Annotated in this window: 28 protein-coding genes; 16 read left to right on the top strand and 12 right to left on the bottom strand. The window is 53.6% G+C overall.

Annotated elements, in window-relative coordinates; genetic code table 11:
* Positions 1-75: 75 nt before the first annotated feature.
* Genes CWI71_RS03060 through tldD form a run of 8 tightly spaced genes read left to right on the top strand, consistent with a single transcriptional unit; the run spans position 76 to position 10,810 of the window.
* Positions 76-1,119, top strand: coding sequence for a rod shape-determining protein (locus CWI71_RS03060; protein WP_126753798.1), 1,044 nt, complete (start codon positions 76-78; stop codon positions 1,117-1,119).
* 6 nt (positions 1,120-1,125) lie between these two features.
* Positions 1,126-2,043, top strand: coding sequence for a rod shape-determining protein MreC (mreC, locus tag CWI71_RS03065; RefSeq protein ID WP_126753799.1), 918 nt, complete (start codon positions 1,126-1,128; stop codon positions 2,041-2,043).
* Positions 2,033-2,515 carry a rod shape-determining protein MreD gene (gene mreD / locus CWI71_RS03070; protein ID WP_126753800.1) on the top strand — a complete coding sequence of 161 codons (483 nt, stop codon included), beginning with the start codon at positions 2,033-2,035 and terminating at the stop codon, positions 2,513-2,515. The genes mreC and mreD overlap by 11 nt, the downstream gene beginning before the upstream one ends.
* A gap of 16 nt (positions 2,516-2,531) precedes the next feature.
* On the top strand, positions 2,532-3,125 hold the full coding sequence (locus CWI71_RS03075) for a Maf family protein (protein ID WP_126753801.1): 594 nt from the start codon (positions 2,532-2,534) through the stop codon (positions 3,123-3,125).
* Positions 3,122-4,591 carry a ribonuclease G gene (rng, locus tag CWI71_RS03080; protein WP_126753802.1) on the top strand — a complete coding sequence of 490 codons (1,470 nt, stop codon included), beginning with the start codon at positions 3,122-3,124 and terminating at the stop codon, positions 4,589-4,591. Before CWI71_RS03075 ends, rng begins: the two co-directional genes overlap by 4 nt.
* A gap of 4 nt (positions 4,592-4,595) precedes the next feature.
* The gene (locus CWI71_RS03085) at positions 4,596-8,576 is read left to right on the top strand and encodes a YhdP family protein (RefSeq protein WP_126753803.1); all 3,981 of its coding nucleotides are present in this window, start codon (positions 4,596-4,598) and stop codon (positions 8,574-8,576) included.
* Positions 8,494-9,348: a carbon-nitrogen hydrolase family protein gene (locus CWI71_RS03090; RefSeq protein ID WP_241967602.1), complete on the top strand. Its 855-nt coding sequence runs from the start codon at positions 8,494-8,496 to the stop codon at positions 9,346-9,348. Before CWI71_RS03085 ends, CWI71_RS03090 begins: the two co-directional genes overlap by 83 nt.
* Entirely contained in the window at positions 9,341-10,810 is a 1,470-nt protein-coding gene (gene tldD, locus CWI71_RS03095) for a metalloprotease TldD (protein WP_126753804.1), read from the top strand. Before CWI71_RS03090 ends, tldD begins: the two co-directional genes overlap by 8 nt.
* On the opposite strand, the gene yjgA is transcribed toward tldD, so the two are convergent.
* Positions 10,807-11,322, bottom strand: a complete 516-nt coding sequence (gene yjgA, locus CWI71_RS03100) for a ribosome biogenesis factor YjgA (protein ID WP_126753805.1) — start codon at positions 11,320-11,322, stop codon at positions 10,807-10,809. The two genes, tldD and yjgA, sit on opposite strands and share 4 nt — an antisense overlap.
* A 54-nt stretch (positions 11,323-11,376) precedes the next feature.
* Here yjgA and pmbA point away from each other — a divergent pair, with 54 nt between their 5' ends.
* On the top strand, positions 11,377-12,735 hold the full coding sequence (gene pmbA / locus CWI71_RS03105) for a metalloprotease PmbA (protein ID WP_420849281.1): 1,359 nt from the start codon (positions 11,377-11,379) through the stop codon (positions 12,733-12,735).
* Positions 12,736-12,760: 25 nt separating this feature from the next.
* Here the strand turns inward: pmbA and mgtE are convergent, their stop codons facing one another.
* The 11 genes from mgtE to CWI71_RS03160 form a co-directional block, all read right to left on the bottom strand.
* A complete protein-coding gene (mgtE, locus tag CWI71_RS03110) occupies positions 12,761-14,122 on the bottom strand; it encodes a magnesium transporter (protein WP_126753807.1) in 1,362 nt (453 codons plus the stop codon).
* A gap of 68 nt (positions 14,123-14,190) precedes the next feature.
* Complete coding sequence (locus CWI71_RS03115) at positions 14,191-14,469, bottom strand: HPr family phosphocarrier protein (protein ID WP_126753808.1); 279 nt, start codon at positions 14,467-14,469, stop codon at positions 14,191-14,193.
* Positions 14,466-15,317, bottom strand: a complete 852-nt coding sequence (rapZ, locus tag CWI71_RS03120) for an RNase adapter RapZ (protein WP_126753809.1) — start codon at positions 15,315-15,317, stop codon at positions 14,466-14,468. Before rapZ ends, CWI71_RS03115 begins: the two co-directional genes overlap by 4 nt.
* 2 nt (positions 15,318-15,319) lie before the next feature.
* A complete protein-coding gene (gene ptsN / locus CWI71_RS03125; protein ID WP_126753810.1) occupies positions 15,320-15,778 on the bottom strand; it encodes a PTS IIA-like nitrogen regulatory protein PtsN in 459 nt (152 codons plus the stop codon).
* 3 nt (positions 15,779-15,781) lie between these two features.
* Positions 15,782-16,069 (bottom strand): ribosome hibernation promoting factor, encoded by a 288-nt coding sequence (gene hpf / locus CWI71_RS03130; protein ID WP_126753811.1) that lies wholly within the window; start codon positions 16,067-16,069, stop codon positions 15,782-15,784.
* Between the two features lie 26 nt (positions 16,070-16,095).
* Complete coding sequence (locus CWI71_RS03135; RefSeq protein WP_126753812.1) at positions 16,096-17,481, bottom strand: RNA polymerase factor sigma-54; 1,386 nt, start codon at positions 17,479-17,481, stop codon at positions 16,096-16,098.
* A 31-nt stretch (positions 17,482-17,512) separates the two neighbouring features.
* Positions 17,513-18,238: an LPS export ABC transporter ATP-binding protein gene (lptB, locus tag CWI71_RS03140; protein WP_126753813.1), complete on the bottom strand. Its 726-nt coding sequence runs from the start codon at positions 18,236-18,238 to the stop codon at positions 17,513-17,515.
* Positions 18,219-18,776 carry a lipopolysaccharide transport periplasmic protein LptA gene (gene lptA, locus CWI71_RS03145; protein WP_157981041.1) on the bottom strand — a complete coding sequence of 186 codons (558 nt, stop codon included), beginning with the start codon at positions 18,774-18,776 and terminating at the stop codon, positions 18,219-18,221. The genes lptB and lptA overlap by 20 nt, the downstream gene beginning before the upstream one ends.
* Positions 18,739-19,308 carry an LPS export ABC transporter periplasmic protein LptC gene (gene lptC, locus CWI71_RS03150; RefSeq protein WP_126753815.1) on the bottom strand — a complete coding sequence of 190 codons (570 nt, stop codon included), beginning with the start codon at positions 19,306-19,308 and terminating at the stop codon, positions 18,739-18,741. Before lptC ends, lptA begins: the two co-directional genes overlap by 38 nt.
* Positions 19,305-19,865: a 3-deoxy-manno-octulosonate-8-phosphatase KdsC gene (gene kdsC, locus CWI71_RS03155; RefSeq protein ID WP_126753816.1), complete on the bottom strand. Its 561-nt coding sequence runs from the start codon at positions 19,863-19,865 to the stop codon at positions 19,305-19,307. The genes lptC and kdsC overlap by 4 nt, the downstream gene beginning before the upstream one ends.
* A complete protein-coding gene (locus CWI71_RS03160; RefSeq protein WP_126753817.1) occupies positions 19,865-20,845 on the bottom strand; it encodes a KpsF/GutQ family sugar-phosphate isomerase in 981 nt (326 codons plus the stop codon). The genes kdsC and CWI71_RS03160 overlap by 1 nt, the downstream gene beginning before the upstream one ends.
* Positions 20,846-21,025: 180 nt before the next feature.
* Here CWI71_RS03160 and CWI71_RS03165 point away from each other — a divergent pair, with 180 nt between their 5' ends.
* From CWI71_RS03165 to murA, 7 genes are read left to right on the top strand one after another with little or no spacing between them, the layout of a single operon-like run.
* Positions 21,026-21,871: an ATP-binding cassette domain-containing protein gene (locus tag CWI71_RS03165; protein WP_126753818.1), complete on the top strand. Its 846-nt coding sequence runs from the start codon at positions 21,026-21,028 to the stop codon at positions 21,869-21,871.
* Positions 21,861-22,637 carry a lipid asymmetry maintenance ABC transporter permease subunit MlaE gene (gene mlaE / locus CWI71_RS03170; RefSeq protein WP_126753819.1) on the top strand — a complete coding sequence of 259 codons (777 nt, stop codon included), beginning with the start codon at positions 21,861-21,863 and terminating at the stop codon, positions 22,635-22,637. The genes CWI71_RS03165 and mlaE overlap by 11 nt, the downstream gene beginning before the upstream one ends.
* Before the next feature lie 6 nt (positions 22,638-22,643).
* The gene (gene mlaD, locus CWI71_RS03175) at positions 22,644-23,111 is read left to right on the top strand and encodes an outer membrane lipid asymmetry maintenance protein MlaD (protein WP_126753820.1); all 468 of its coding nucleotides are present in this window, start codon (positions 22,644-22,646) and stop codon (positions 23,109-23,111) included.
* A 9-nt stretch (positions 23,112-23,120) separates the two neighbouring features.
* Positions 23,121-23,780 carry an MlaC/ttg2D family ABC transporter substrate-binding protein gene (locus CWI71_RS03180; protein WP_126753821.1) on the top strand — a complete coding sequence of 220 codons (660 nt, stop codon included), beginning with the start codon at positions 23,121-23,123 and terminating at the stop codon, positions 23,778-23,780.
* A gap of 3 nt (positions 23,781-23,783) precedes the next feature.
* Entirely contained in the window at positions 23,784-24,098 is a 315-nt protein-coding gene (locus tag CWI71_RS03185) for an STAS domain-containing protein (RefSeq protein ID WP_126753822.1), read from the top strand.
* 50 nt (positions 24,099-24,148) lie between these two features.
* A complete protein-coding gene (locus tag CWI71_RS03190; protein WP_126753823.1) occupies positions 24,149-24,406 on the top strand; it encodes a BolA family protein in 258 nt (85 codons plus the stop codon).
* A gap of 16 nt (positions 24,407-24,422) precedes the next feature.
* Positions 24,423-25,679, top strand: a complete 1,257-nt coding sequence (gene murA / locus CWI71_RS03195) for a UDP-N-acetylglucosamine 1-carboxyvinyltransferase (RefSeq protein ID WP_126753824.1) — start codon at positions 24,423-24,425, stop codon at positions 25,677-25,679.
* Position 25,680 lies beyond the last annotated feature (1 nt).

Genomic DNA, 25,680 nt, shown 5'->3' on the forward strand with positions numbered 1-25,680 from the left:
TCTGACAGTTGCGAAAGTAAGCGCGTTTTCCCACCGACCAGACAGAATTAAAGACCAGTAAAGGGAACACCCCTGATGTTTAAGAAATTGCGCGGAATTTTCTCAAATGATCTTTCCATCGATTTGGGTACAGCAAACACACTTATTTATGTCAAAGACGAAGGTATTGTGCTGAATGAGCCGTCGGTTGTTGCGATTCGACAAGAGCGCTCGGGTGGCCCGAAAAGTGTTGCGGCCGTAGGCCATCAGGCCAAACAAATGCTGGGTCGTACGCCTGGCAACATTAAAGCGATTCGGCCTATGAAAGACGGTGTGATCGCCGACTTTTATGTGACCGAAAAGATGCTGCAGCACTTTATTAAGAAAGTTCATGACAGCCATTATTTCCGACCCAGCCCGCGTGTTCTGGTCTGCGTACCCTGTGGTTCGACTCAGGTAGAGCGACGCGCTATCCGTGAGTCGGCATTAGGTGCCGGTGCGCGTGAAGTCTATCTGATTGATGAGCCGATGGCGGCAGCGATTGGTGCGGGTTTGCCAGTGTCAGAAGCAACGGGCTCCATGGTCGTTGATATCGGTGGCGGTACCACTGAAGTCGCGATCATTTCACTGAATGGCGTGGTTTACTCGTCATCGGTACGTATCGGTGGTGATAAATTTGATGAAGCCATCGTCAATTATATCCGTCGTAACTTCGGCTCATTAATTGGTGAGGCGACAGCAGAACGTATCAAACACGAAATTGGCTCAGCGTTCCCGGGTGACGAAGTACGTGAGATTGAAGTGCGTGGCCGCAATCTGGCGGAAGGTGTACCACGGTCATTTACCCTGAACAGCAATGAAATTCTGGAAGCCTTGCAAGAACCCCTGATGGGAATCGTCAGCGCGGTCATGGTTGCCCTTGAGCAGTCGCCGCCGGAACTGGCCTCAGACATTTCCGAGCGCGGTATGGTATTAACCGGTGGTGGCGCCTTGTTGCGTGACCTCGACCGGTTGTTAATGGAAGAGACAGGTATCCCGGTGATTATTGCGGATGACCCACTCACCTGTGTCGCTCGTGGTGGCGGTAAAGCGTTAGAAATGATCGACATGCACGGTGGTGATCTGTTCAGCTATGAGTAATCCGCTATGAAGTCGCTGTTTGAACACGGCCCTTCATTACGCACGCGCCTGCTGCTGGCTCTGGTCGTAGCAGGGGCGCTGATGTTTCTCGACCACCGGCTGCAGACCATGCAGCCGGTGCGTTCGTTTTTAAGCACTGCTACCGCCCCGGTCCAGTATCTGGCTGTTTTACCTGAGCAAATCATGGACCGTCTGGTGTATCTGGCGACCACCCGCTCGGCATTACGCGAGGACAACCAGCGTCTGCGCGACGAGTTGCTGGGGCTGCAAATGGCAGTACAGCGGCTGAACTTTCTGGAGAACGAGAATGCCCGTTTGCGGCAACTGCTCGACTCCGAAGTACGCGCAGCCAGCCGGCGCATGGCTGCCGAAGTAGTGTCGGTTGCGACCGATCCGTTTTCCCATCAGTTAGTGATCAATAAAGGTTACGCCAGCGGTGTCTACGAGGGGCAGCCGGTGCTCGATAATCGCGGCATTGTCGGTCAGGTGGTGAACGTCGCGCGTACTACCGCGAGGGTGTTGCTGATTTCCGATCAAAGCCATGCTATTTCGTTACGCGCTGAGCGCAATGACATACGCGTAATTGCCCAGGGCACCGGTGATCTGAACCAGCTTGCGCTTAATTTCATTCCCCACAGCACCGAACTGCAGGAAGGCGATGTGCTGGTGTCGTCAGGTTTAGGCGGGGTGTTTCCTGAGGGCTATCCGGTGGCGCAAATCAGCGTGATTAACCGTGACGAGCGGCTGCAGTACGCAGAAGTTCTGGCGACACCTTTTGCTGAGCTGGATCGCGTTCGCACGCTCTTGCTGTTATGGCCAGCCGATGCCAGTGAAGCACCGATTTATGACGAGGCCGAGCCCGATGCCGAGGCCGCACCTGAGCCATTACCGCCGATAACTCAGGGAGTGAGCGATGTGGATTAAATCGGGACTGTTTCCGTTACTGCTAAGTTACCTGGTGGCGCTGGTGTTGACCGTCATGCCAATGCCGGCGGTGCTTGAACCCTGGCGCCCTGACTGGGTCAGTCTGGTGTTGATTTACTGGCTGATTGCGATTCCGCATCGCGTGGGCTTTGCTACCGTGCTGGTGATGGGCCTGCTGACCGATATTCTGATGGGGAGTACCTTTGGTATTTATGCCACGGCGCTGGTCATTATCGCTTATCCGGCCTTGCGCCATTTTCAGCGCATACGTAATTACTCACTGACCCAGCAAGCCCTGGTAGTAGCGGTGCTGGTGTTGGTGAAACGCATTATTGTCTACGAACTTGAACATCTGTTGAACGATGCCACGTTTAATTTGCCTTACTTATATCCAGTGCTGTCATCAGCCCTTATCTGGCCCTGGATCTTTTTGATTTTGCGCCGTTACCGGCGCCGTTATCTGATTCGCTAAGCGCAGGACGTCATTCATGCAATTATTTTTAGCCTCGGCCTCGCCGCGTCGACACGAGCTTTTACAGCTACTCGATCGTCCTTTTACGGTCGTCCGCCCACAGGTGCCCGAGCAACAGCAGCAGGGCGAATCGCCGCAAGACTATGTCCGTCGCCTGGCGCAAAGTAAAGCTGAGGCTGGCGCTGCCATGGTCAATACCGAGGCCGCTGTGATTGGCGCCGATACCATTGTCGTGGCGGCTGGCGAGGTGTTGGAAAAGCCGCGCGATGAAGCGGACTTTAAACGCATGATGCAGCAGTTGTCTGGCAGCAAGCATCAGGCGATGACAGCAGTGGCCCTGCACTATAATGGTGCAACTGAGGTGGTGTTAGTCACCACAGTGGTGCAGTTTAAGTCGTTAACGGCTGCGGAGATCAGTGCTTACTGGCAATCAGGCGAGCCCCGCGATAAAGCCGGGGGATACGGTATTCAGGGGCGTGCTGCGAAGTTTGTCACCCGCATTGAAGGTAGCTATTTGGCGGTCGTCGGACTACCGTTATATGAGACGGAACAACTGATTCAAGCGGTTGAGAATAAAGCGAAGAATAAAGCAAAGAGTAAAGCGAAATGAGCGCTGAAATACTAATGAACGTGACCCCGACCGAAACCCGGGTAGCGTTGATCGAAAATGGAATTTTGCAGGAAATTCATATTGAGCGTCAGGCCAAACGTGGCCTGGTGGGCAATATTTATGTCGGCAAAGTCGCGCGTGTACTGCCGGGTATGCAGGCTGCGTTCGTTGACATTGGCCTGGATAAAGCGGCTTTTTTGCACGCCTCTGATATTGTCTCACCGTTGTCCGCCGCTGAAGGCGTGACGCCACGCCCTGAGCTGGCGCCTGACATTGCCACGCTGGTGCGTCCGGGGCAACATATTTTGGTGCAGGTAGTAAAAGACCCGCTGGGTACCAAGGGCGCGCGTCTGACTACCGATATTACCATTCCGTCGCGCTATATGGTGCTGATGCCGCAATCACCGCATGTCGGTATCTCGCAGCGAATTGAAGATGAGAGCGAGCGTGAGCGTTTGAAAAGCGCCGCGTTGCCGTACTGCGACGAAGACGGTGGCTTTATTGTACGTACCGCCGCTGAGGGCGCCAGTGACGCAGAATTGCGTAGCGACGCCGCATTTTTACGCCGCTTGTGGGACACCCTGCAAAAGCGCCGCAAGGGCATGCGCAAAATTGGCATAGTCTATGAGGATCTCAATCTTTCCTGCCGTATTCTGCGCGACTTTGTGGGTGACGAGATTGAACGTATCCGCGTCGACTCAAAGATCACTTACGAGGTATTGCAGGAATTCGTTACCGAGTTTATTCCGGAGCTGACGCCGGCCCTTGAGTACTATGCGGGTGAGCGGCCGATTTTTGATATGTTCGATGTTGAAAATGAAGTGCAACGCGCGCTTGATCGCAAGGTTGAACTCAAATCGGGTGGTTCGATTATTATCGATCAGACCGAAGCCATGACGACCATTGATATCAATACCGGTGGTTTTGTCGGCCATCGCAATCTCGAAGAGACGATTTTTAATACCAATATTGAAGCCACCCAGGCCATCGCACGGCAGCTACGACTGCGTAATCTGGGCGGTATTATCATTATCGATTTTATTGATATGCAAAACCCCGATCATCGTCGCCGCGTGCTACACAGCCTTGAGCAGGCGCTCGCCAAAGATCGTGCCAAGACCTCGATTAATGGTTTTACCTCATTAGGTTTGGTAGAGATGACCCGCAAGCGTACGCGTGAGAGCCTCGAACATGTGCTGTGCTCTGAGTGTCCGGTGTGTAATGGTCGCGGTACCATGAAAACGGTGGAGACCGTATGCTATGAAGTCATGCGCGAAATTGTGCGGGTGAATCGTGCCTATGCCGCCGATCATTTTGTCATTTATGCCTCTGCTGCGGTGGCTGACGCCTTACTCAATGAGGAATCTCACGCGCTGGCAGAGCTCGAAGTATTTATTGGCAAACAGGTTAAAGTCTCGATTGAACCGCTCTACCATCAGGAGCAGTTCGACGTGGTGATGATGTAAAATTATGTGGCGAGTTTCGTTTAAAGTAGCTTATCGGACCCTGCTCTACACTGCGGCAACCACGCTGGTGTTGTTCGCGGTGCTGCTAAGTATACTGCGTTACCTGCTGCCACAATTGCCCGATGTCACCACCCAGGTCGAAGATTTTTTTGCCGAAAACTACGCCGTTGAACTGACTATTTCGCAACTCGGGGCGGACTGGAACGTAGCCGGACCGCAACTGATTCTGCAGGATATTGAAGTACAGCGGCTGGACGGTGAATCAGCACAGTTACAACTGAACGAAGCGCGGGTCATATTTAATTTCTGGCAGAGCCTGCGTACCTGGTCGCTGAAGTTCGAGCAGATAGCCCTTGCCGATTTGCATGTCACCTATGATCTACGGGATTCCTCGTGGGGCGGGAACAGTGGCGTGGCCAATGATCTACCGCGGTTTTTCCTCAACCAGCTAGATCAGGTGACCATCCAGGACAGCACGCTGGAGCTGATAAATCTCGTGGGTGTCCGCCGGGCGATTGAAATTGAACAACTGAGCTGGAACAACCAGGGGCGTTCGCACCAGGGTATCGGCAGTTTACGTATTGCTGAGCTGGCGCCAAACTCGCTCGACGTCATTATTGACGTAGAGGGCAATGACCCTGCTGACCTCGCCGGACAAATTTACATTAAAGCGAAGAACCTCGACATTGCCGGTTATCTACAGCAAAAGATCATTGATGCCGAAGTGTCGCAGGCCGAGTTTAACTTCACCTTGTGGCTGAACTTCAGTGCCAGTGATTTTCGCAACGGCATTTTGCAACTGGGACGCAACGAGCTGCACTGGCAGGTGGACGACCGCCGCCATCAGTTAGTCATCCCAAAAGGGTTATTAGAGCTACGACCGCATGAAGACGGCTGGCTGGTCAATAATAACCCCATCACCTTTATTCAGGATCGCACCACCTGGACGCTGCCGACAGTAAGCTGGCTGCAAACCCCCGAGTTGTTTGCCTTCAGTGCCGAGGCGGTACCGGTAGCGCCGCTGCTGCAACTTGCCTCACTGGCTGGCAGCGAGGGTCAGCAATGGGCCGACCAGCTGAAACAGGCGGAGCTGCAGGGCGAACTCGATATCCATCTGCAGCAACCATTACAACAACCGTTGCAGTGGCAAGCTAGCGCGCGTCAACTGGCCTGGCAGGAAATGACCGGCGTGCCCGGACTTAACGGTGTGGCCTTGCAGGTTCGGGGCCAGGACCGCAAGGCCCGGTGGCAACTCAGTGGCGAAGCGATTCCGCTCGAAAGTGATAGCCTTGTCGCGGGCGCGGCCTGGCAGTTGCAACGGCTGCAGTTAGGCGGTGATCTGGATTGGTCCGATGCCGGCTGGCAGGTGCAGGTGGACGCTGACAGTCGTGCTGATCTTGAGGGCTTGCCGTTGCGCCTGGCGGCGCGCTTAGACTACCGTGATCGGCTGTACATTGCCGCGCGCCTAAGTGATGCCAGTGAAGCGCCGATACCCGCCGCCGTGTTGCGTCGTTACTTACCGGAAGTCATGGGCGGGCAACTGCATGACTATTTACAGACCGCTTTGCTGGAAGCCAACGCCACCGATCTGGCAATGGTCTGGCGCGGGCCGCTGAATGAATTTCCCTATCATGATGGCACTGGTGTGTTTCAGGCACAGGCGACCCTGCAGGACCTGGTGTATCGCTTTCAGCCGGACTGGCCAGCCATTAATGACGCCACCACCTATGTGCACTTTGCCAACGAGCGGATGCACATTTTGACCGAGAATGCACTGTTAGAAGGGGTCCAGCTGGAACGGGTCGATACGGTCATCGATGATATTCTGGCCCGACCGCTTAGCTTATCGATTCGCGCGGGCATGAAAGGTGAGGGGGCAAGACTGCAACCGATCTTTGCCGCCAGTCCGCTGGCGGACAGTTTGGGACAGGCGTTCGGTGAAATTCAGCTGGCAGGACAGTTCATTGGCGAGCTGGATTTAACCATCCCGCTGGATGGTAGCAACCAGGTCACGGCGAAAGGCTATGTAGACCTGAACGATAATGACCTTTATGTCGCCGCAATCGATCAGCGCTTTCATGATTTGCAGGGCCGTATTCGTTACCAGAATGAGGTGATAAACGCCGAGCAGTTGCAGTTGTCGTGGAATCAGTTACCGCTGGCGGTTGATCTGCAGGGTGGGTTGCGTGAACAGGATTATCAGGTGCGGCTGGATGTCACCGCCGACTGGTCAATGAATAAGCTGGCCACGCGGCAGCCATTGACCACTGAGCTGGCCAGTGGCCAGTTACAGTGGCAGGGCAAGCTTGCGTTGTCGCTGCCGCAGCAAGGGGGCTATTCGTTCCATTGGCAACAGCAGTCAGAACTAGAGAATTTTGCCTTGCATCTGCCAGCCCCATTGGCCCTGGATCAGGGCGAATCCATGCCCTGGCAGCTCCAGGTCTCAGGCGGTCCACAAAGTCTGCTAATCAACAGTACATTGGGCGAACACAGTCTGCTCGAGCTGCAATACAATGCCGATGCCAGTGAGCTACGCCAGGGGTATGCGCGTATCGGCGATCGGGTCAGTCAACTGCCGAACCCTGATCTGATTGGCCTGAATCCGCGCTTTGCGATGGAAATCGGGCTGGGTGACCTTGATGCACAGGTCTGGTTGGATAAGCTCGGGACATTACGTCAGTGGTTGGCGGCGCAGAGCACAGGTTCAGTAACGAACGGGCACACCATTGCGCAACCAATCCCCGATGTCATTGAAGTGCAGGCCGACCGTATTTTCTTTGGTGGCCATCAGTTAACTGAGAATTCACTGGTAGTGTGGCCACAACAGGAGCCACAGGCCGAACAAACCATTGATACCTGGCGTTTTAAATGGCGCGCCCGGGAAGCTGCTATGCAAGGCACCTACTGGCCGCAGGAAGCCGCCCAAGGTGAGCGCATTGAGGTGAATGCCGACTACCTGGAGCTGGCGAAACCGGAAGCCGAGCCGCAGGAGGTTGCCACAGAGCTGGTAGAGGACACGCAGCAACTCGCCGGTTTCAGTCGCTGGCCACGGCTGGTTTTCGACTGTAAACGCTGCCGTTACGGTGCCTATCAGCTTGGCGAAGTCGCTTTTAATTTGGAACCCGAGGCACAGACGCTGCGCATTACCGATATTCAGTTGCGTAACGACCAGCACCAACTGAATGCCGAGCTGGAATGGAACCTGGCCACCGCAGAACAAGACGCGCGTACGGCGTTTAGTGGTGAGTTTAACAGTGATGATTTTGGTGACTTTCTGAGCGATTATGAAATCACTTCAATTATTCAGGACAGTCCGGCGCAGTTCGACTTCGCGCTTAACTGGCAGGGCGCACCTGACGAATTCAATGTCGCCAGCTTAAATGGCAACATGGACTGGCGCTTAGGTCAGGGCTATCTGAGTGATGTCAGCGACGGTGGCGCACGTATTTTTTCAATGCTGAGTTTGGAAAGTATTTTGCGCAAGTTGCGCTTCGATTTTCGCGATATCTTTGCTAACGGCATGTTTTTCACCGAATTCGTTGGCCAGTTCGAAATTGACGACGGGGTGGTTAAAACTGACGGCGCGCGCATGAATGGCGCCGCCGGTGACATGGAAATTACCGGCCAGAGTAACCTCGTCAACAACAGCCTTGATTACGAATTATTCTTTGTGCCGAAAGTGACCTCCAGTCTACCGGTTATTCTGGCCTGGATGGTCAATCCGCCGTCAGGTCTGGCAGCGCTGCTCATCGACCAGATGTTGCAGGACGCACAGGTGATCAGCCGGCTTGAATATAAAATTACGGGCACCATTGATGATCCGGTGGTGAAAGAAATTTCTCGCGCCAGTCGCGAAGTGGACATTCCCGTTGACCAATTGCCGCAGCAGCAGGAGGACCCCGATGTCGAAGCAGAGAATAGTGCAACTGACAGCGGTACAAATGACCAGCCAGCCGGACCCGCAGCAGAATCTGGCGCAAATTGAACAATTACTGCAACAACTGCCGCCGGAACGGCCCCAGCTCGTAGTATTGCCAGAGGCGTGTTTATGCTTTGGTGCGGGCGACAAACGCCAGCGTGAACTCGCCGAACAGCCCGGGAGTGGTCCCATGCAGCAGCGCCTGAGCGCGTTGGCAAAAGAACATGGCATTTATCTTCTGGCAGGTACGGTGCCGCTGGTGGAGCAGAAGGATGACGACAAGTTCAGTGCCGCTTCATTAGTTTACGGCCCCTCTGGTGAATGTTTGGCGCGCTATGACAAAATTCATTTGTTCGACGTGGATGTCGCAGACAGTACGCGAACCTATCGTGAGTCGGCATGGACGCACGCCGGTGAAAAAGTGATCACTGTCGACACCGAGTTTGGCCGGCTGGGGCTGGCAGTATGTTATGATGTGCGCTTTCCGGAACTGTTCCGGGCATTGCGCGAGCAGGGCGCTGAAGTGATCGCTTTGCCCTCAGCTTTTACCCGCGTTACCGGCGCTGCGCATTGGCATGTTCTGGCGCGGGCGCGCGCCATCGAGCAGCAATGCGCGCTCGTGGCTGGCGCCCAGGTCGGAACCCATGCGAACGGTCGTGAAACTTATGGCCATGCACTGGTGGTTGACGCATGGGGTAAACTATTAAGCGAATGTGACGGCACGCAAAGTCCATGCCTGGCAAGTGCGCGTGTTGATTTAACAGAACTGGATGAAATACGGCGCAATATTCCTGTCGCCAAACATTTTGCCAGTAGTAAGAAGGTAATTCATGAGTGAACAAAATCAGGTCATTCAGCAGTTAGTGACCGCCAACGAGCTTGATATTGAAGGTTTGCAGCAACGCCTGGCAAGCATTTACACCGGCTCGATTGATTATGCTGACATTTACTTGCAGCACAGCACCAATGAGTCATGGGTGCTTGAGGACGGTATTGTGAAATCCGGCAGCTTTCATATTGAAAGCGGGCTCGGCGTGCGTGCTATCCATGAAGATAAAACCGGCTTTGCTTACGCCGATGAAATTTCAGCGTCGGCACTGGCACAAGCGGCTAGCGCAGCACGCGGCATCGCCAACGCAGGCGCTGACAAAAAGCTGAATGTGGGCCAGCAGGTCGCGGCCCCCTCGCGCTACCAGGGACTCAATCCGTTGAGCAGCCTGGATGAAGCTGCGAAAATCAGCTTACTGTGTGAAATCGACGCCTATGCACGCTCGCTCGATAGCCGCGTGGTGGAAGTCATTGCCAGCGTTAACGGCAGTTATGATGAGGTGCTGGTGATCGCCACTGACGGCACCCTGGCCACCGATATCCGGCCGCTGGTGCGGGTTAACTGCACCGTGCTGGCAGAGCAGAATGGTCGTCGTGAGCGTGGCAGTGCCGGTGGCGGTGCGCGGGTCGATTATCAGTACTTTTTTGCCGCCGAAGCGGCCGCGGAAAGCGACAGCAATGCCTTACCGCGTTGGCAGACCTATGCCAAAGAGGCGGTACGGCAGGCGATCGTGAACCTCGACGCGCGTCCGGCTCCGGCCGGAACCATGCCGGTAGTGCTTGGCGCTGGCTGGCCGGGCGTATTACTGCACGAAGCCGTTGGTCATGGCCTGGAAGGCGATTTTAACCGTAAAGGTGCGTCAGCGTACTCAGGCAAAATCGGTGAAATGGTCGCATCTGAACTTTGCACCATTGTCGATGACGGTACCCTTAGCGACCGTCGCGGCTCATTAAGTGTCGATGACGAGGGCACTCCCGCTGGCTATAACGTTCTCATTGAGAAAGGGCGTCTGGTTGGCTACATGCAGGACAAAATGAATGCCCGGCTGATGGGTGTTGCTCCGACGGGCAACGGCCGGCGCGAGTCCTACGCCCATTTGCCGATGCCGCGTATGACCAATACCTATATGCTCGGCGGTGATGCTGCGCCGCAAGATATTATTGCCAGCGTGAAGCGTGGTATTTACGCACCACAGTTTGCCGGCGGCCAGGTCGATATTACCTCAGGTAAATTCGTGTTCTCGGCCTCCGAAGCCTATTTGATTGAAGATGGAAAGATCACCGCACCGCTGAAAGGGGCGACGCTGATTGGTAATGGTCCTGACGCTATGCGCCAGGTGTCCATGGTAGGTAATGACCTGGCGTTAGATACCGGCGTTGGGGTCTGTGGTAAAGACGGCCAGAGCGTACCGGTTGGCGTTGGCCAACCGACGTTAAAACTGGACGCACTGACCGTAGGTGGCACCGCTTAAGCGGTTGCCACCTCACGTAAGTATTTAAACAGCTCGCGGGCAGCAGCCGGAGGTTTGCCCTGTTGTTGCTGCTTTTGCGCTTGCCGGTAGAGCTGACGCAGTTTTTGCCGGTCAGCCAGCGGATAGGTTTCGACAAAGTCCTGAATGGCGCTGTCGCCGTCCGCGAGAATGGCATCGCGATATTTCTCGAGCTGATGAAACAAAGCATTTTGCTCAAGATGCGCATGCTCAAGCTCATGCAGTGCCTGCTCAATCGGCGCTGTGTCACGCTGGCGCATCATTTTGCCAATTTGTTGCAGTTGCCGGCGAAAGCCCTCGCGCTTATTACGAATGCGCTGAGCTAACTGAATGGCGTCAAGCAGTTCGTCATCCAGCGGCAGCTTGGCAAGCTTACCGGCCGGCAGGTCGACAAGTTTGGTGCCAAGCGCTTGTTGCGCTTCTGCTTCACGTTTAAGTTGAGATTTACTGACCAACTGATCATCGTCTTGGTCAAAGTCGTGACTATCTTGCATGGTATGTCCTCTGTGCTACCTGCGTAGTTTAACAGGCAACTGACCAGGCAACCAATGGAGTTTAGTTTGAAACCAGAATTAGCCGATTTAAAAACCGAGCTTGCCGATGTGAAGCAAGCCGTCGCCGACGCGCTGAGTTATGGCAAGAAGCTCGGCGCCAGTGCAATGGAGTGTGCCCTGACCCGTAGCCGGGGCATCAGCGTAGAAACCCGTCTGGGTGAAGTTGACACGGTAGAGTTCAATCAGGACGGGGCCCTGGGCATTACCTTGTACCAGGGCCAGCAAAAAGGTTCTGCTTCGACCACCGACTTATCTGCGGCGGCAATTCGCGCCAGTGTTGAAAAAGCGCTGGATATTGCCCGTTTTACCTCGCCTGATCCCTGTGCCGGCCTGGCGCCTGCCGAGCTGATGGCCTATGACAATCCTGATCTGGAACTTTGTCATCCCGGTGAGCAGTCGGCCGATTATGCTCTTGAGCAGGCGTTGCAATGTGAGCGTCACGCCCTGAATCTTGATGAGCGCATCGTTAATTCCGACGGTGCCAGCTACAGCAGTCACGTGGGTTATCGCGTCTACGGCAACAGCCATGGTTTTTTGGACGGTTACCTGCAGTCACGCCATGCCATGAGCTGTTCGTTAATTGGTAAGCAGGGCGATGCCATGCAACGCGATTTCGCCTACACCGTGGCGCGCGCGACCGGTGATCTGGAGAGCCCTGAGTATGTGGCGGAGCAGGCGGCTTACGAGACACTGGCCCGGCTGGGTGCGCGCAAAATCAACACCGCTAAAGTGCCGGTCATTTTCCGTGCCGATATTGCCAACAGCCTGTTTGGCCATTTTGTCGGTGCCATCAGTGGCGGCAACCTGTATCGCAAATCGAGCTTCTTGCTGGATCATCTGGGCGAACAGGTCTTACCCGACTGGCTGACCATTACCGAAACCCCGCACTTGTCGGGGGCGTTAGCAAGCTCGCCTTTTGATCATGAAGGGGTGGCCACACAGAACCGTACCATGGTCGAAAACGGTGTATTGCAAAGTTACCTGTTGACCAGCTACGCCGCGCGTAAACTGCAGATGCAGCCAACCGGACACGCCGGCGGCATTCATACCTGGCAGCTGACACAACAGCAGCAGAGTTTAGCTGACCTGTGTCGCACCATGGGCACCGGCCTCTTGGTCACGGAAGTGATGGGGCAAGGCGTCAATCTGGTCAACGGCGACTACTCGCGCGGCGCTGCCGGATTCTGGGTTGAAAATGGCGAAATTCAGTATCCGGTGGAAGAGATTACCATTGCCGGTAACCTGAAGGACATGTTGCGTAACATTGTCGCCATTGGCAATGACACCGACCTGCGCCACGGTGTGCGCACTGGCTCGGTGTTACTTGAGAGTTTGCACGTGGCCGGGAACTAACCCGGCCATAGTTGTGCTGACAGACTTATCCTAACAACAGGGTGGCCGTGCCAAGGAAGGCAAAAATACCGACCACATCGGTGACTGTGGTCAGAATCACGCCGCCGGCCAGCGCCGGATCAATATCGAATTTTTTCAAGATCAGCGGTACGGTCACGCCTGCCAGGCCCGCGGCCAGCAGGTTGGCCATCATCGCGAAGGCGATGATTCCCCCTATGACCAGATCTTGTTTCCAGATAGCGACTACTGCGGCAATCAACAATGCCCAGATGACCCCGTTGAGGGCACCGATCGCCAGCTCTTTGCCGATCAGCCAGCGCTGGTTACTGGCCCCAATATGACCCAGTGCCATACCGCGAATGACCAGTGTCAGGGTTTGCGATCCGGCAATCCCGCCCATGCTCGGTACAATGGTATTTAAAATGGCCAGAACAGCCATTTGCGCAAGAATATCCTCAAACATGGAGCTGACTGCGGCAGCCAGTAACGCGGTGACCAGATTCACCGCCAGCCACACTGTGCGGCGTCGGGTACTTTTTAGTACCGGCGCGAAAGTATCTTCGTCGTCCTCAAGACCGGCCATACTCAGCATTGAGTGCTGCGCCTCTTCGCGAATGATATCAACCACGTCATCAATGGTGATACGGCCGAGCAAGTGATTCTCAGAGTCAACCACCGGCGCTGAGATCCAGTCCTGGCGTTCAAACAGCTTGGCGACTTCGGTTTCATCCATGTCAACCGGAATGCTCTGCACGTCGGCTTCCATCACCTCACCGACCAGCTTGGCGGGGTCAACGGTGACCAGTCGCGAGATGGAAATCTCACCGATAAACTGGTCATCACGGCTGACAACATACAGCTTGTCGGTGGCCTCGGGGAGCTCGCCTTTTAACCGCAGGTAGCGCAAGACCACATCAATGGTCACATCCTGACGCAGCGTGATGGTATCGGTATTCATCATCGAGCCAGCGGTTTCGTCCTCGTAAGAGAGGGCTTTTTCCGCGCGATGGCGATCCTGCTCATCCATCGACTTGAGTACTTCCTGGTAAACCTGTTCCGGCAGACCACGAAGAACGTAAGCCAGGTCGTCGGTGTCCATGCCTTCAGTAGCGGCGGCCAGCTTCTCTGGCGCCATCTGGCGAATGACCGACTTTTGTACTTCTTCCGAGAGTTCTTCAAGAATATCGCCGTGCTCATCGGCATCGACGAGTTGCCAGATAATCGCCCGGGCTTTAGGTGGGGAAGACTCGAGCAGGAGTGCTACGTCCCATGCGGGCAGGTTATGTAACTGCCGGCGCGCCTGCACATACATGCCACGGGCGAGCGCTTCGGTCACGTCCTGGAGCCGTTGTTCGGCAAACTCTTTTTCGGCGACTTCTGGAAGCATGGTGAAAACTCCTATGGATATGAGGAGTTTATCTTATTTAGTGAGCGGCGTCAGCAGGAAGATGCGCGTCAGGCGTCTTCGTCAAAGCGTGCTTCAATTAAAGCCGCTATGGCGTCAACCGCCGGTTGCGCCTCGGGGCCCCGGGCGACAATGTCGATCTCTTTGCCCTGACCACTGGCCAGTAACAACAAGCACATGACGCTGGAGGCGTCGACTTCACGGCCGTCCTGAACAATGGCAACCCGGGCGTCAAACTTATGTGTCAGCTTAGCAAGTTTGGTAGCTGCCCGGGCATGTAAGCCGAGCTTGTTCTGAATAATGACAGTCTTTTTGACTTGCTGGCTCATTTGCGACGAAACCCCTCACGATGCCGGACCTGCACTTTAAACTCATGACCACTAAAGCGCTCGGCCAGCTGCTCGGCAATGTAAACCGAGCGGTGTTGGCCACCGGTGCAGCCTATACCAATGGTCAGGTAGCTGCGGTTACTGCGCTGAAAGTGCGGCAGCCAGGTACCGAGAAAAGTTTCCAACTGATAGATAAATTTAGTCACTAAAGGCTGCTGCGCAAAAAAGTGCTGCACCGCCTGGTCACTGCCGGTTAACGGCTTAAGTTCAGGCTCCCAATGGGGGTTTGGCAAAATACGCGCATCGAAAGCGTAATCAAGGTCAGGCGGCAGTCCATATTTGTAACCAAATGACTGGAACACGACGATCAGTCGCGAGGCGGCGCGGCCTAAGACCCGTTCGCTGACCTGCTCACTCAACTGATGCACACTGAGTTCGCTGCTCTCAATCCGCCAGGTTGCCCGTCCTGCCAGGGGCTCCAGTAACTTCGATTCCATCTGCAGTGCTTCGCTAAGCGGCATTTCATCACGCGACAGCGGATGCAAACGGCGGGTTTCACCAAAGCGTTGCAGCAGAACTTTATCGTTGGAATCGAGAAACAGAATCTCAGGCTTAATGTTGTCGGGGAGAAAATCGAGCGCGTCGCTCAGATCGTCATGATTGTCCGGTAAATTCCGTACATCGACACTGACGGCGACATTTTCGTAGCGGTCCTCGATAGCATGGACCAAGGTTGGCAGCAGCATGATGGGTAAGTTATCGACGCAATAGAATCCAAGATCTTCAAGTACCCGTAGGGCGATGGTCTTACCCGAACCTGAACGACCACTTACGATAATCAGTTGCATGGTCAGCCGCAGTTGTCGTCAGTGAAAAGTTGATAAAGTTCCTGATCATTTTGCGCGTCACGTAATGCGCGGGTGCAGGACTTATCGTTCAGTCGCTGCGCGACGGCAGCCAAGGTTTGCAGGTGCTGCTCGTGCTCTTCTTCGGGCACCAGCAGGGCAAAAACGATATCGACGGGCTGGTTATCAATGGCATCAAAGTCTATGGGCTCTGCCAGCGTCATTAAAATCGCTACCGGCTTGTTGGCACTTTGCAGGCGGCCATGAGGAATCGCCACGCCGAGGCCAATGCCTGTGCTGCCAAGACGTTCGCGGTTGAGCAAACTTTCAAACACGTCAAAGCTCGTGGTACCGGAAAGCCGTGGGGCAGCCAGCTGGCCGATCATTTCTAAAACTTTCTTCTTACTTGAGCCCGCGACTGCACGACGGGTGCAGTCGGGGCTTAACAGAGTGGATAAATCCATGATTTAGTGGCGTTTCATCTTTTCTTTATGTTTAATGACCTGGCGATCGAGCTTATCAATAAGACCGTCAATCGCCGCGTACATATTTTCGTGCTCTGAATCAGCGAAAATCTCGCCGCCGTTTACGTGCAGCGTAGCTTCCGCTTTTTGGGTTAACTTTTCAACATTTAAAATCACATGGACATTGGTGATATGGTCAAAGTGGCGCTCAAGCTTTGCAAACTTGGTGTTGACATAATCCCGCAACGCGTCAGTTATCTCAATATGATGACCAGTCAGATTAATTTGCATAACATCTTCCTTCTTTTGTCCAAGTTTCAAATTAGACGTTTGCGCTGACTCGAGGGCGGTATATTCAACGCCTCACGATACTTAGCAATCGTCCGTCTAGCGACCTGAATACCCTGATCTGCCATGAGTTGCGTGAGCTTATTGTCACTCAGTGGCTTTTTCGGATTTTCAGCAGCGACTAGTTTCTTCAGCAATGCCCTGATTGCGGTTGAAGAGCACTCTCCTCCCTGCTCAGTGGCTAACTGGCTGGAGAAGAAGTACTTCAATTCAAACACACCTCGGGGCGTATGCATATACTTTTGTGAAGTGACTCGGGATACGGTGGATTCGTGCATCTCGATAGCCTCAGCTATGTCAGCTAAGATCATCGGCTTCATGGCTTCTTCGCCATGTTCGAAAAAGGCTTGCTGGCGCTGTACGATGCTGCTCGCAACCTTCAGCAGGGTTTCATTGCGGCTCTCGATACTGCGAATGAACCACTTGGCTTCTTGTAGGTGTTGACGGATGTAAGTCATGTCCTCGCTTGCTCGGGAATCCTGTATTAACGCAGCGTAACTGCCGTTTACTTTTAGTTTAGGCAAACTTTGCGGATTTAGCTCAACCATCCAGCGATTATTTTGCTTGCGCACCACCACATCAGGAATCACGTAAGCGTCATCGGCGGTGCTGAAGCATTCACCGGGACGCGGCTGCAAATGCTGGATAATACTTAGGACCTCGGTCAATGCCGCTTCGTTCAATCGAAGTGCCCGGGACAGCGTGCGATAGTCGCGTAAACCAAGCAGTTCAACGTGATCGCGGACCGCCTTTTTGGCAGCGTCAAGATAAGGCGTCTGTTCAGGCAACTGTTGTAACTGCAACAACAGGCATTCGCTGACATCACGGGCGGCGACGCCAAGCGGGTCAAAGTGTTGGATACGTTTTAACACGACCGCCACTTCACTTTCTTCAATCGGTTCGTCAAGCTGCTGATTCAGTGCCTGGGTAAGTTCTTCCAACGTGACTTGCAGATAGCCGGCCGCATCAATGGCATCAATGATGGCCAGGCCAATTTGTTCATCGGTGGGTGTCATGTGAGCCAGCTGTAGCTGCCAGCGGAGATGGTCGTGCAGGGTTTCCTGGCTGCAACCATAGGTCATGGCATCGTATTCGGCGTCGTTCTGGCCGACCGCGCCCATTAAATCAGCAGTGTAATTCTGATCCCACTCTTCGCTGACTTCGACTTCGTCGTCACCATGTTCACGTAGTGGGTCGTCGACCTCTTCCTGCTCCAGCAGTGGATTTTCTTCCAGTGCTTGTTGTACTTCCTGCTGCAGTTCAAAGCTCGACAGTTGCAACAGGCGAATGGCTTGCTGCAGCTGAGGCGTCATCGACAGCTGCTGAGTATATTTTAATTGCAAGCCTTGTTTCATTCAGCACCACCTGCGAATAGCAACCACGCGGCTATAATGTGAACTGATCGCCTAAGTAGACGTCTTTTACCTGTTGGTTATTTAAAATAGTATGGGCGTCACCCTCAGCAATCAACTGCCCATGACTGACAATATACGCATGCTCACACACCGAGAGGGTTTCGCGCACGTTATGGTCAGTAATTAACACGCCTATACCGCGCTGACGCAGATGTTCGATAATCTTTTTGATATCGATGACTGAAATCGGATCGACGCCGGCAAACGGCTCATCGAGCAGAATAAACTGAGGTTCGGCCGCCAGTGCGCGGGCAATCTCGACCCGGCGCCGCTCACCGCCCGAAAGGCTCATGCCCAGACTATTGGCAATATGGCCGATGTGAAATTCTTCGAGCAGATTATCGAGCTTCTCTTCACGGGTATTGGCATCAAGCTCCTTACGGGTTTCCAGAATCGCCATAATGTTATCGCGCACCGTCAGCTTGCGAAAAATCGAGGATTCCTGTGGCAGGTAGCCAATACCACGTCGCGCGCGCTCGTGCATCGGTAACAATGAGATATCCTGTTCATCGAGCAGGATGCGCCCTTTGTCATGATTCACCAGCCCGACAATCATATAAAATGTTGTGGTTTTACCGGCGCCGTTAGGGCCGAGCAGGCCAATGACTTTGCCGGACTCTACAGTCAGGCTGACATCTTTGACGACCTGACGTTTTTTGTAAGACTTAGCGAGATGTTCAGCGATTAATCGGCTCATTGTTATCGTCGTTCTTTTTGCTCGGCTGAAAGATAGTGGTGACACGATCGCTGTCATCTTCACCACGAGAGGCACGCATTTGTTGCGTCGCGAAGTTATAAATAATTTCGTGTCCCCGAATCAGGCTATCGTCCTGAGTGACCTTAACATTCCCCGACATGGTCAGAAGCTGCTGACTTTCGTCATAGCGGATCACCTGAGCTTCGGCACGAATAATGCTGCCATCTTCAAGTTCCTGACGATAGGTCGCCGGATTACCCTCGGCGGTGAAAGAGCGCGTGCCGGTAGCCTCGTCCTGTGCTACCTCAAGGTGGTCAGCAGTAATTCTCAGGGTGCCCTGAGTAATCACCGCATTGTCTTCAAAGACTGCGATCTTGTTTTGAATATCAAACCAGTCGCGCTCAGAGCGTATTTCAATATTCTGCTCGAAGTCAGCCTTACCCTGCGCCAGAACTGTACCGTTCGAGACGCCAAGCAGGGCGATGACCAGCAGGGCAAACTTAAGGCTGCGGTAGGCGGGTGTAAATGGTTTGTACATGTTCATTTAATTCCAAAGTTTCGGCGCTGAGATCGGCAATCATACCATTTCCGCGCACTAAAAAGTTTTTCCCGTAAATAGTTACCGGCTCATCAGTTACCATGGTTTCAGCCAGGGTGTCGATGGTCAGATAGCTGGTTTCAACGCGTTCCAGATAATCATCGTCGGTCAAATGTGTAATGACGATATCGCGCTCCAGCACTAGCGTTTTATCGTCGTAAAAAGAGCCCTGTTCGGCTACTACCTGCCACTCGCTTCCATCTTCGCTGACCCGAACACGGTATTCAGGCGAGGTGAGCTCCGTGAGTCCAATTGGACTGTAGTGCGTCATTTTGGTTGCATTAATTCGATGGACCAGCTTACCTTCGGCGTTGTAAACCCGGGTACGCAAGCCTTGGGCAATAAAGTCAGGGGGTACTTCCCGAAACTGCGGATTAATGGTGGCATCCTCATCCGTGTCAAAGGGACGCCAGATGAGCAGCGCTCCGAGAATGAATAAAATCGCCAGAATCCAGCTGAGTTGGCGGTTCATACGCTGGCTCCGCCCTGCAGTTGCAAGTGCCCCTGACTGAGTAAAATGAGATCACTTAATTCGCGCACGGCGCCAAAGCCACCGCGCATGCTGGTAATGTAATCAGCCTGTTGTTGCACCCAGGGGTGCGCATCCTGCGTTGCGACACCAATGCCGGCGCGCTGAATCATCAGTACATCGGGCACATCATCGCCCATGCTGGCAATGGCGGCATCCGTTAAATCATATTTACTGGCCAGTTTCTGGTACACCGCAAGTTTTTCTGTGGTGCCCTGATAAATCTCCGTCACGCCCAGCGCGCGCATGCGCTGCTCGACAATGTGCGACTGGCGGCCGGTAATAACGGCAACCTGGACGCCGCTATTGAGCAGTGCCTTAACGCCAAAGCCGTCGCGGGTATGGAAAGCTTTGAGCTCTTCACCGTCATTGCCTAAATAAATACGGCCGTCGGAAAATACGCCGTCGATATCAAAAATCACCAGCTTAATGGCTTGCAGGCTGACAAAAAGTGACTCGCTGATATCACCGTACCAGGTGCTGATCGTTGCTTGTGGCATTACATTACCCCCGCTTTTAGCAGGTCATGCATGTTCAGAGCTCCGACCGGCTTTTGCGCATCATCAACTGCAAACAGACCGTTAATTTTACGGTCTTCCATCAGTTTTAAGCCTTCGGCAGCAAGCACGTCGGCACTAATCGTAATAGGATTACGGGTCATGACCCGGTCAATTTGTGCTTGGTGTACGTCAATACGCTGGTCCAGAATGCGGCGCAGGTCGCCGTCAGTGAAAACGCCCACCAGGCGTTGCTGCGCATCAACAATGCCGGTCATCCCCAGACCTTTACGTGACATTTCCAGCAATGCATCACTCAGACTAGCATCGGCGTTTACCAACGGCATCCGCTCGCCTTTGTGCATGACATCGTGAATATGCAGTAGCAGACGTCGGCCCAGACTACCGCCCGGATGGGACATGGCAAAGTCATCGGCGGTAAAGCCCCGCGCATGCAGCAGTGCGACCGCCAGCGCGTCACCCATGGCCAGCGTGGCGGTGGTTGATGAGGTCGGCGCCAGTCCGAGCGGGCATGCTTCTTGCTCGACGGCGATACAAATATGCACATCGGCAAGTTCAGCCAAAGTCGACTGCGGATTGCCAGTCATACTAATCAAATGCGCACCACGGCGTTTTATCAGCGGCGCAATACTGAGCACCTCGCCGGTCTCGCCAGAATTGGAAATGGCCAGCACCACATCATCTGAGGTGATCATGCCAAGATCACCGTGGCTGGCTTCACCGGGGTGAACAAAAAAAGCAGGCGTGCCGGTAGAGGCGAGGGTGGCTGCGATTTTACCGCCAATGTGGCCGGATTTGCCCATGCCCAGCACGATCACCCGGCCTTTACAGGCAAGCAGACACTCACAGGCGCGGGTAAAGTTCGCATCCAGATAACGCTTCAGGTCACTCACTGAGCGCGCCTCGATGTCCAGCACCGACGCGGCAAGTGAGGTAAATGTTTCGGTTTTCGCAGCAGTCATGGCAAACCCTAATCTGAACTTTAAAGTTGCAATAAGCCAATGATAACCGATCGATTCTGCAAATGCAGACGTAAAACTGCAGGTTATAAATGATTTGTCACAAAATTTACCGCCGCGAGCTAGGGTATGCCTTCGTTTTCAGGTAAACTAGGCGGTCTGAAACGTAAGGAAGAACCAGTTATGACAAGCGCTAACGCGGATGATCTCGTCGTCATTGAAAATCTGGACTTCGCGCATAATTATGGTGCGAAAGAGGTCTTTAACGGCCTGAATATGAAGATCCCCCGTGGCAAAATTACAGCCGTCATGGGGCCCAGTGGTATTGGAAAAACTACATTACTACGCCTGATCGGCGGTCAGCTCAAGCCACAAAAGGGTTCCATAAAGTTCGCCGGGCACAATATCCCGGAGCTGTCTCGCTCGGATTTGTATGAACAGCGTAAACGCATGAGCATGTTGTTTCAAAGCGGCGCTTTGTTCACTGATCTGTCAGTGTTCGACAATATTGCCTTTCCGTTACGGGAACATAGCGATCTGAGCGAAGAGATTATTGAAACCATCGTCCTGTTGAAACTTGAGGCGGTAGGTTTGCGCGGCGCCCGGCACCTGATGCCGGCCGAGTTGTCCGGCGGTATGTCCCGTCGCGCGGCGCTGGCGCGCGCCATCGCGCTCGACCCTGAACTGATCATGTACGATGAGCCGTTTGCCGGTCAGGATCCGATTTCGATGGGCGTCATTGTGAAGCTGATTAAATCGCTCAATAGCTCGTTGGGTATCACCAGTGTTGTCGTTACCCACGACGTGGCTGAGGTGCTGACCATTGCCGATCAGGTGTTCATTGTCGCCGACCAAAAGGTGGTGGCGTCTGGCTCACCTGAGGAGTTAAAGCAGTCGGATGATCCACTGGTGCAGCAGTTCCTTGAGGGTGAAGCTGACGGTCCTGTGGCTTTTCATTATAAAGCGCCAAGCCTGGCCAAAGAGGTATTAGGGAAAGATATCAACGAAGGGGAAGGTCATGCTGGATAAGGTGGCAGCCTTAGGAAAGACAGTTTTAGATAACATTGCCGGAGCTGGCAAAGCCATGGTGATGCTGGTGCGGGCATTGATAGGTAAGCCGCAGCTTCGCAAGTCATGGCCGTTACTGATGCAGCAAATGTACTCAGTGGGTGTGTTGTCGCTCATCATCATTATTATCAGTGGACTGTTCATCGGCATGGTGCTGGGCCTGCAGGGCTACAAAATTTTGGTCGATTTCGGGGCCGAGCAGAGCCTTGGGCCCATGGTTGCGCTCTCATTGCTGCGCGAGTTAGGACCGGTGGTGACGGCGTTGTTATTTGCCGGCCGCGCCGGTTCAGCACTGACCGCTGAAATTGGTCTGATGAAGGCGACTGAACAGCTGTCGAGTTTGGAGATGATGGCCGTCGACCCTTTACGTCGCGTTATTTCGCCACGCTTTTGGGCCGGTTTTTATAGTATGCCGCTACTGGCACTGATTTTTTCTGCCGTAGGTATTTATGGCGGTTATCTGGTCGGTGTGCGCTGGCTGGGTGTTGATGAAGGCGCGTTCTGGTCGGTGATGCAGTCGAATGTCGAATGGGGCCAGGACATTTTAAACGGCATTATTAAGAGTTTAGTTTTTGCATTCGTGGTGACCTGGATTGCCCTACATAAAGGCTATCATTGTGTGCCTACTTCGGTGGGTATCAGTCGGGCCACGACATCAACGGTGGTCACCGCCTCGCTGGCGGTGCTGGGTCTGGATTTTGTTCTTACTGCACTGATGTTTGGATAATAAATTATGGAATCAAGAAATACGCAGTTAGCGGTTGGTTTTTTTGTCATTATCGGCGTTCTAGCCTTGTTGTTCCTGGGCTTGCGCGCCGCTAATACCAGTTTTTCGGCCAATGGCGAGACATATAAATTATATGCAAAGTTTGACAACATCGGTGGTCTGAAAGAGCGCTCACCGGTTAAAGTAGGCGGTGTGGTCGTCGGAAGGGTCAGCAACATTACCCTCGACGGTGAGTATTATGAACCGTTAGTCGAAATGACCATTAGTAAGAAGTATGACGAATTTTCGAATACATCGTCGGTCTCAGTACTTACCTCGGGGCTTTTAGGCGAACAATATATTGGCCTCAGCCCCGGCTTTATTGACGATACCGTAGAAATGTTAGATGACGGTGACTACATTCAGGACACGAAATCGGCGCTGGTGTTAGAAGACCTGATTGGTCAGTTCTTATTTAGCCAGGGCAATGATTAAGGAGTAGGCATGAAAAGCTTATCGGCACTCTTGTTGACAGCGTTGTTGGTGGTCACGGGAACTGCACAGGCAGAGTCTGATGTGGTGCGTGGCGAAAACCCTTATGAGCTGCTTCAGCGGGTAGCGAATAAAACCGCTGAGCGTATTGCCAATGAACGTTCTAAAATTAATGAAGATCTCGACTATTTGCGCACCATCATTCGCGAAGAACTGTTGCCTTATGTCGATGCCACCTATGCCGCGAAACGCGTGCTTGGCCGTAACCTGAAGGACACGACGGCAGAGCAGCGTCAGGAATTTTATTCGGTATTCCGTGATTATCTGATTGCCACCTATGGCCGTGCATTTACGCAATATGACGAAGACAAACATCACTTTGAGTTCGAGCGGGCGCGGGAAGTGGAACCGGAAGATCGTATGGTCGAAGTGAAAACCCGTCTGATCGAAGAAGGTCGTCCACCTATTCGTTTGGACTTTAAAATGCGCTACGACGAAGACGAGCGACTTTGGAAAGCTTACGACCTCGTGGTTGAGGGGGTCAGCCTGCTGAGCAGTCAGTCAGCGGAGATTTCCTCAGTGATCCGCAGCCGCGGTATTGATGGGACCATTGAGCTGTTGCGCGAGAAAGCAAAACAGCCTATTCAGCCTTATGACGAAGGGCAAAGTTAAACCATGGCCGACGCGAAATTAAGCTGGCAGCACGACAACGGCAAGCTCGCCTTCGATGGTGAGCTGACGCGCGCAACCGTGCCTGCAGCATGGGAGCAGCGTGATAGCTGGCAAAGCGAAGCTGGCGACCAGTTGCAGGTTGATTTGTCCGAAGTGGAGCATGTGGACTCCGCTGGTGTGGCAATGCTGCTACAGTTAAAGAAGTACCTGATGCAAAAGGATTGTGAACTAACTATTCTGAATCCGAGTCAACAGTTTAAAGCAATTGTCGAAGTAAGCGGTGGAACAGATCTTCTGGAACTTGCGTCTGAAGAGTAATTGCGTAACCATCCTTACCTGTCACTCAAGTAACCATAAATGAAAGACTCATGACCAGCGAAGACATTAAACAACTGCTCAATGACGCACTGCAACTTGATGAAGTTGTGGTAAAAGTAGACGGTAGTCACGCAAACATTACTGCCGTCGGCGAACTATTTGCCGACCTGAGCCGAGTGAAAAAACAGCAAACTGTGTACGCACCTCTCAAAGAGCTAATCGCCAGTGGCGAGCTTCATGCGGTTTCAATCAAAACTTATACCCCTTCGGAATGGCAACGCGAGAAGAAACTCGCAATGCTGAGCTAACAGAGAGTCTGGCGTTATGCAAAAATTTGTAATTACTGGCGGCGAGAAGCTGCACGGTGAGGTTGTGATCTCAGGCGCAAAAAATGCTGCGCTACCGATTTTGATGGCTAGCCTGCTGGCGACCGATGATGTCGAGATCAACAATGTTCCGGCCTTACAGGACGTGCGCACCTCATTAAAGCTGCTGGCCGATCTCGGCGTGACGCACACTCAGCTTGATGCCAATAGTTACCGCATTCACCCGCAGCAACTGACAAATCACATCGCCAGCTATGATCTGGTAAAAACCATGCGCGCTTCCATTCTAGTGCTAGGGCCATTGCTCGCACGCCACGGCGAAGCACAGGTTTCCTTGCCTGGTGGCTGTGCGATTGGGGCACGCCCGGTGAACCTGCACATTGAAGGACTGCGTCAGATGGGCGCGCAAATTACGGTGGAAAATGGTTACATCAATGCCACCGTCGACGGCCGGTTACAAGGCGCCCAGATTCTGCTCGACACGGTCAGTGTGACTGGTACCGAAAACTTAATGATGGCCGCCACCCTGGCAAGCGGTGTGACGACTATTGAAAACGCGGCGCGTGAACCTGAAGTTGTCGATCTGGCTAACTTTCTGAATGCAATGGGCGCAGATATTCGCGGCGCGGGTACTGACACCATTGAAATTCATGGCGTCGAAAAATTAGGTGGCGGTAGCTACGCCGTGCAACCTGATCGCATTGAAACCGGTACCTTTTTGGTCGCGGCATTAGTGACCGGAGGCGATGTCACCTGTAAGAATACCGACCCGGGCATGCTCGACGCGGTGCTGAAAAAACTCACCGAGGCCGGTGCGACGATTACCAAAGGTGACGACTGGATTCGACTGCAGGCGCCCCAACGGCCGAAGCCGGTGAATATTATCACCGCGCCGCATCCGGCATTTCCGACCGATATGCAGGCTCAGTTCTGTGCCCTGAACGCGATTGCTGATGGTTCCGGCTGGGTGCGCGAGACGATCTTTGAGAATCGTTTTATGCATGTTCCTGAACTGCAACGTATGGGCGCGCAGATTGAACTTGAGGGGAATACCGCGATAAGCAAAGGGGTTGCGCAACTGGCCGGTGCTCAGGTCATGTGTACCGATTTACGCGCTTCAGCGTCACTGGTAATTGCTGGCTTGGTGGCCAAAGGGCAAACCACGGTCGAGCGTATTTATCATATCGACCGTGGCTATGAGGCCATTGAGAAGAAACTCACAGCGCTGGGCGCGAACATCGAGCGTCAGGATTAAC

This window comes from Pseudidiomarina insulisalsae (assembly GCF_003987065.1).
Taxonomy (GTDB): Bacteria; Pseudomonadota; Gammaproteobacteria; order Enterobacterales; family Alteromonadaceae; genus Pseudidiomarina; species Pseudidiomarina insulisalsae.

Bases quoted from the DNA above. Each gene is read 5' to 3' on its own strand.
- CWI71_RS03090 (WP_241967602.1), top strand. From the start codon at position 8,494: ATGTCGAAGCAGAGAATAGTGCAACTGACAGCGGTACAAATGACCAGC.
- rapZ (WP_126753809.1), bottom strand. From the start codon at position 15,317: ATGCAACTGATTATCGTAAGTGGTCGTTCAGGTTCGGGTAAGACCATC.
- CWI71_RS03185 (WP_126753822.1), top strand. From the start codon at position 23,784: ATGGCCGACGCGAAATTAAGCTGGCAGCACGACAACGGCAAGCTCGCC.
- mlaD (WP_126753820.1), top strand. From the start codon at position 22,644: ATGGAATCAAGAAATACGCAGTTAGCGGTTGGTTTTTTTGTCATTATC.
- lptB (WP_126753813.1), bottom strand. From the start codon at position 18,238: ATGAGCCGATTAATCGCTGAACATCTCGCTAAGTCTTACAAAAAACGT.
- yjgA (WP_126753805.1), bottom strand. From the start codon at position 11,322: ATGCAAGATAGTCACGACTTTGACCAAGACGATGATCAGTTGGTCAGT.
- CWI71_RS03165 (WP_126753818.1), top strand. From the start codon at position 21,026: ATGACAAGCGCTAACGCGGATGATCTCGTCGTCATTGAAAATCTGGAC.
- CWI71_RS03085 (WP_126753803.1), top strand. From the start codon at position 4,596: ATGTGGCGAGTTTCGTTTAAAGTAGCTTATCGGACCCTGCTCTACACT.
- CWI71_RS03135 (WP_126753812.1), bottom strand. From the start codon at position 17,481: ATGAAACAAGGCTTGCAATTAAAATATACTCAGCAGCTGTCGATGACG.
- mgtE (WP_126753807.1), bottom strand. From the start codon at position 14,122: ATGCTTCCAGAAGTCGCCGAAAAAGAGTTTGCCGAACAACGGCTCCAG.
- hpf (WP_126753811.1), bottom strand. From the start codon at position 16,069: ATGCAAATTAATCTGACTGGTCATCATATTGAGATAACTGACGCGTTG.
- CWI71_RS03180 (WP_126753821.1), top strand. From the start codon at position 23,121: ATGAAAAGCTTATCGGCACTCTTGTTGACAGCGTTGTTGGTGGTCACG.
- CWI71_RS03115 (WP_126753808.1), bottom strand. From the start codon at position 14,469: ATGAGCCAGCAAGTCAAAAAGACTGTCATTATTCAGAACAAGCTCGGC.
- murA (WP_126753824.1), top strand. From the start codon at position 24,423: ATGCAAAAATTTGTAATTACTGGCGGCGAGAAGCTGCACGGTGAGGTT.
- mreC (WP_126753799.1), top strand. From the start codon at position 1,126: ATGAAGTCGCTGTTTGAACACGGCCCTTCATTACGCACGCGCCTGCTG.
- CWI71_RS03190 (WP_126753823.1), top strand. From the start codon at position 24,149: ATGACCAGCGAAGACATTAAACAACTGCTCAATGACGCACTGCAACTT.
- lptC (WP_126753815.1), bottom strand. From the start codon at position 19,308: ATGAACCGCCAACTCAGCTGGATTCTGGCGATTTTATTCATTCTCGGA.
- CWI71_RS03160 (WP_126753817.1), bottom strand. From the start codon at position 20,845: ATGACTGCTGCGAAAACCGAAACATTTACCTCACTTGCCGCGTCGGTG.
- rng (WP_126753802.1), top strand. From the start codon at position 3,122: ATGAGCGCTGAAATACTAATGAACGTGACCCCGACCGAAACCCGGGTA.
- kdsC (WP_126753816.1), bottom strand. From the start codon at position 19,865: ATGCCACAAGCAACGATCAGCACCTGGTACGGTGATATCAGCGAGTCA.
- CWI71_RS03075 (WP_126753801.1), top strand. From the start codon at position 2,532: ATGCAATTATTTTTAGCCTCGGCCTCGCCGCGTCGACACGAGCTTTTA.
- pmbA (WP_420849281.1), top strand. From the start codon at position 11,377: ATGGAGTTTAGTTTGAAACCAGAATTAGCCGATTTAAAAACCGAGCTT.
- mlaE (WP_126753819.1), top strand. From the start codon at position 21,861: ATGCTGGATAAGGTGGCAGCCTTAGGAAAGACAGTTTTAGATAACATT.
- mreD (WP_126753800.1), top strand. From the start codon at position 2,033: ATGTGGATTAAATCGGGACTGTTTCCGTTACTGCTAAGTTACCTGGTG.
- CWI71_RS03060 (WP_126753798.1), top strand. From the start codon at position 76: ATGTTTAAGAAATTGCGCGGAATTTTCTCAAATGATCTTTCCATCGAT.
- lptA (WP_157981041.1), bottom strand. From the start codon at position 18,776: ATGTACAAACCATTTACACCCGCCTACCGCAGCCTTAAGTTTGCCCTG.
- tldD (WP_126753804.1), top strand. From the start codon at position 9,341: ATGAGTGAACAAAATCAGGTCATTCAGCAGTTAGTGACCGCCAACGAG.
- ptsN (WP_126753810.1), bottom strand. From the start codon at position 15,778: ATGGATTTATCCACTCTGTTAAGCCCCGACTGCACCCGTCGTGCAGTC.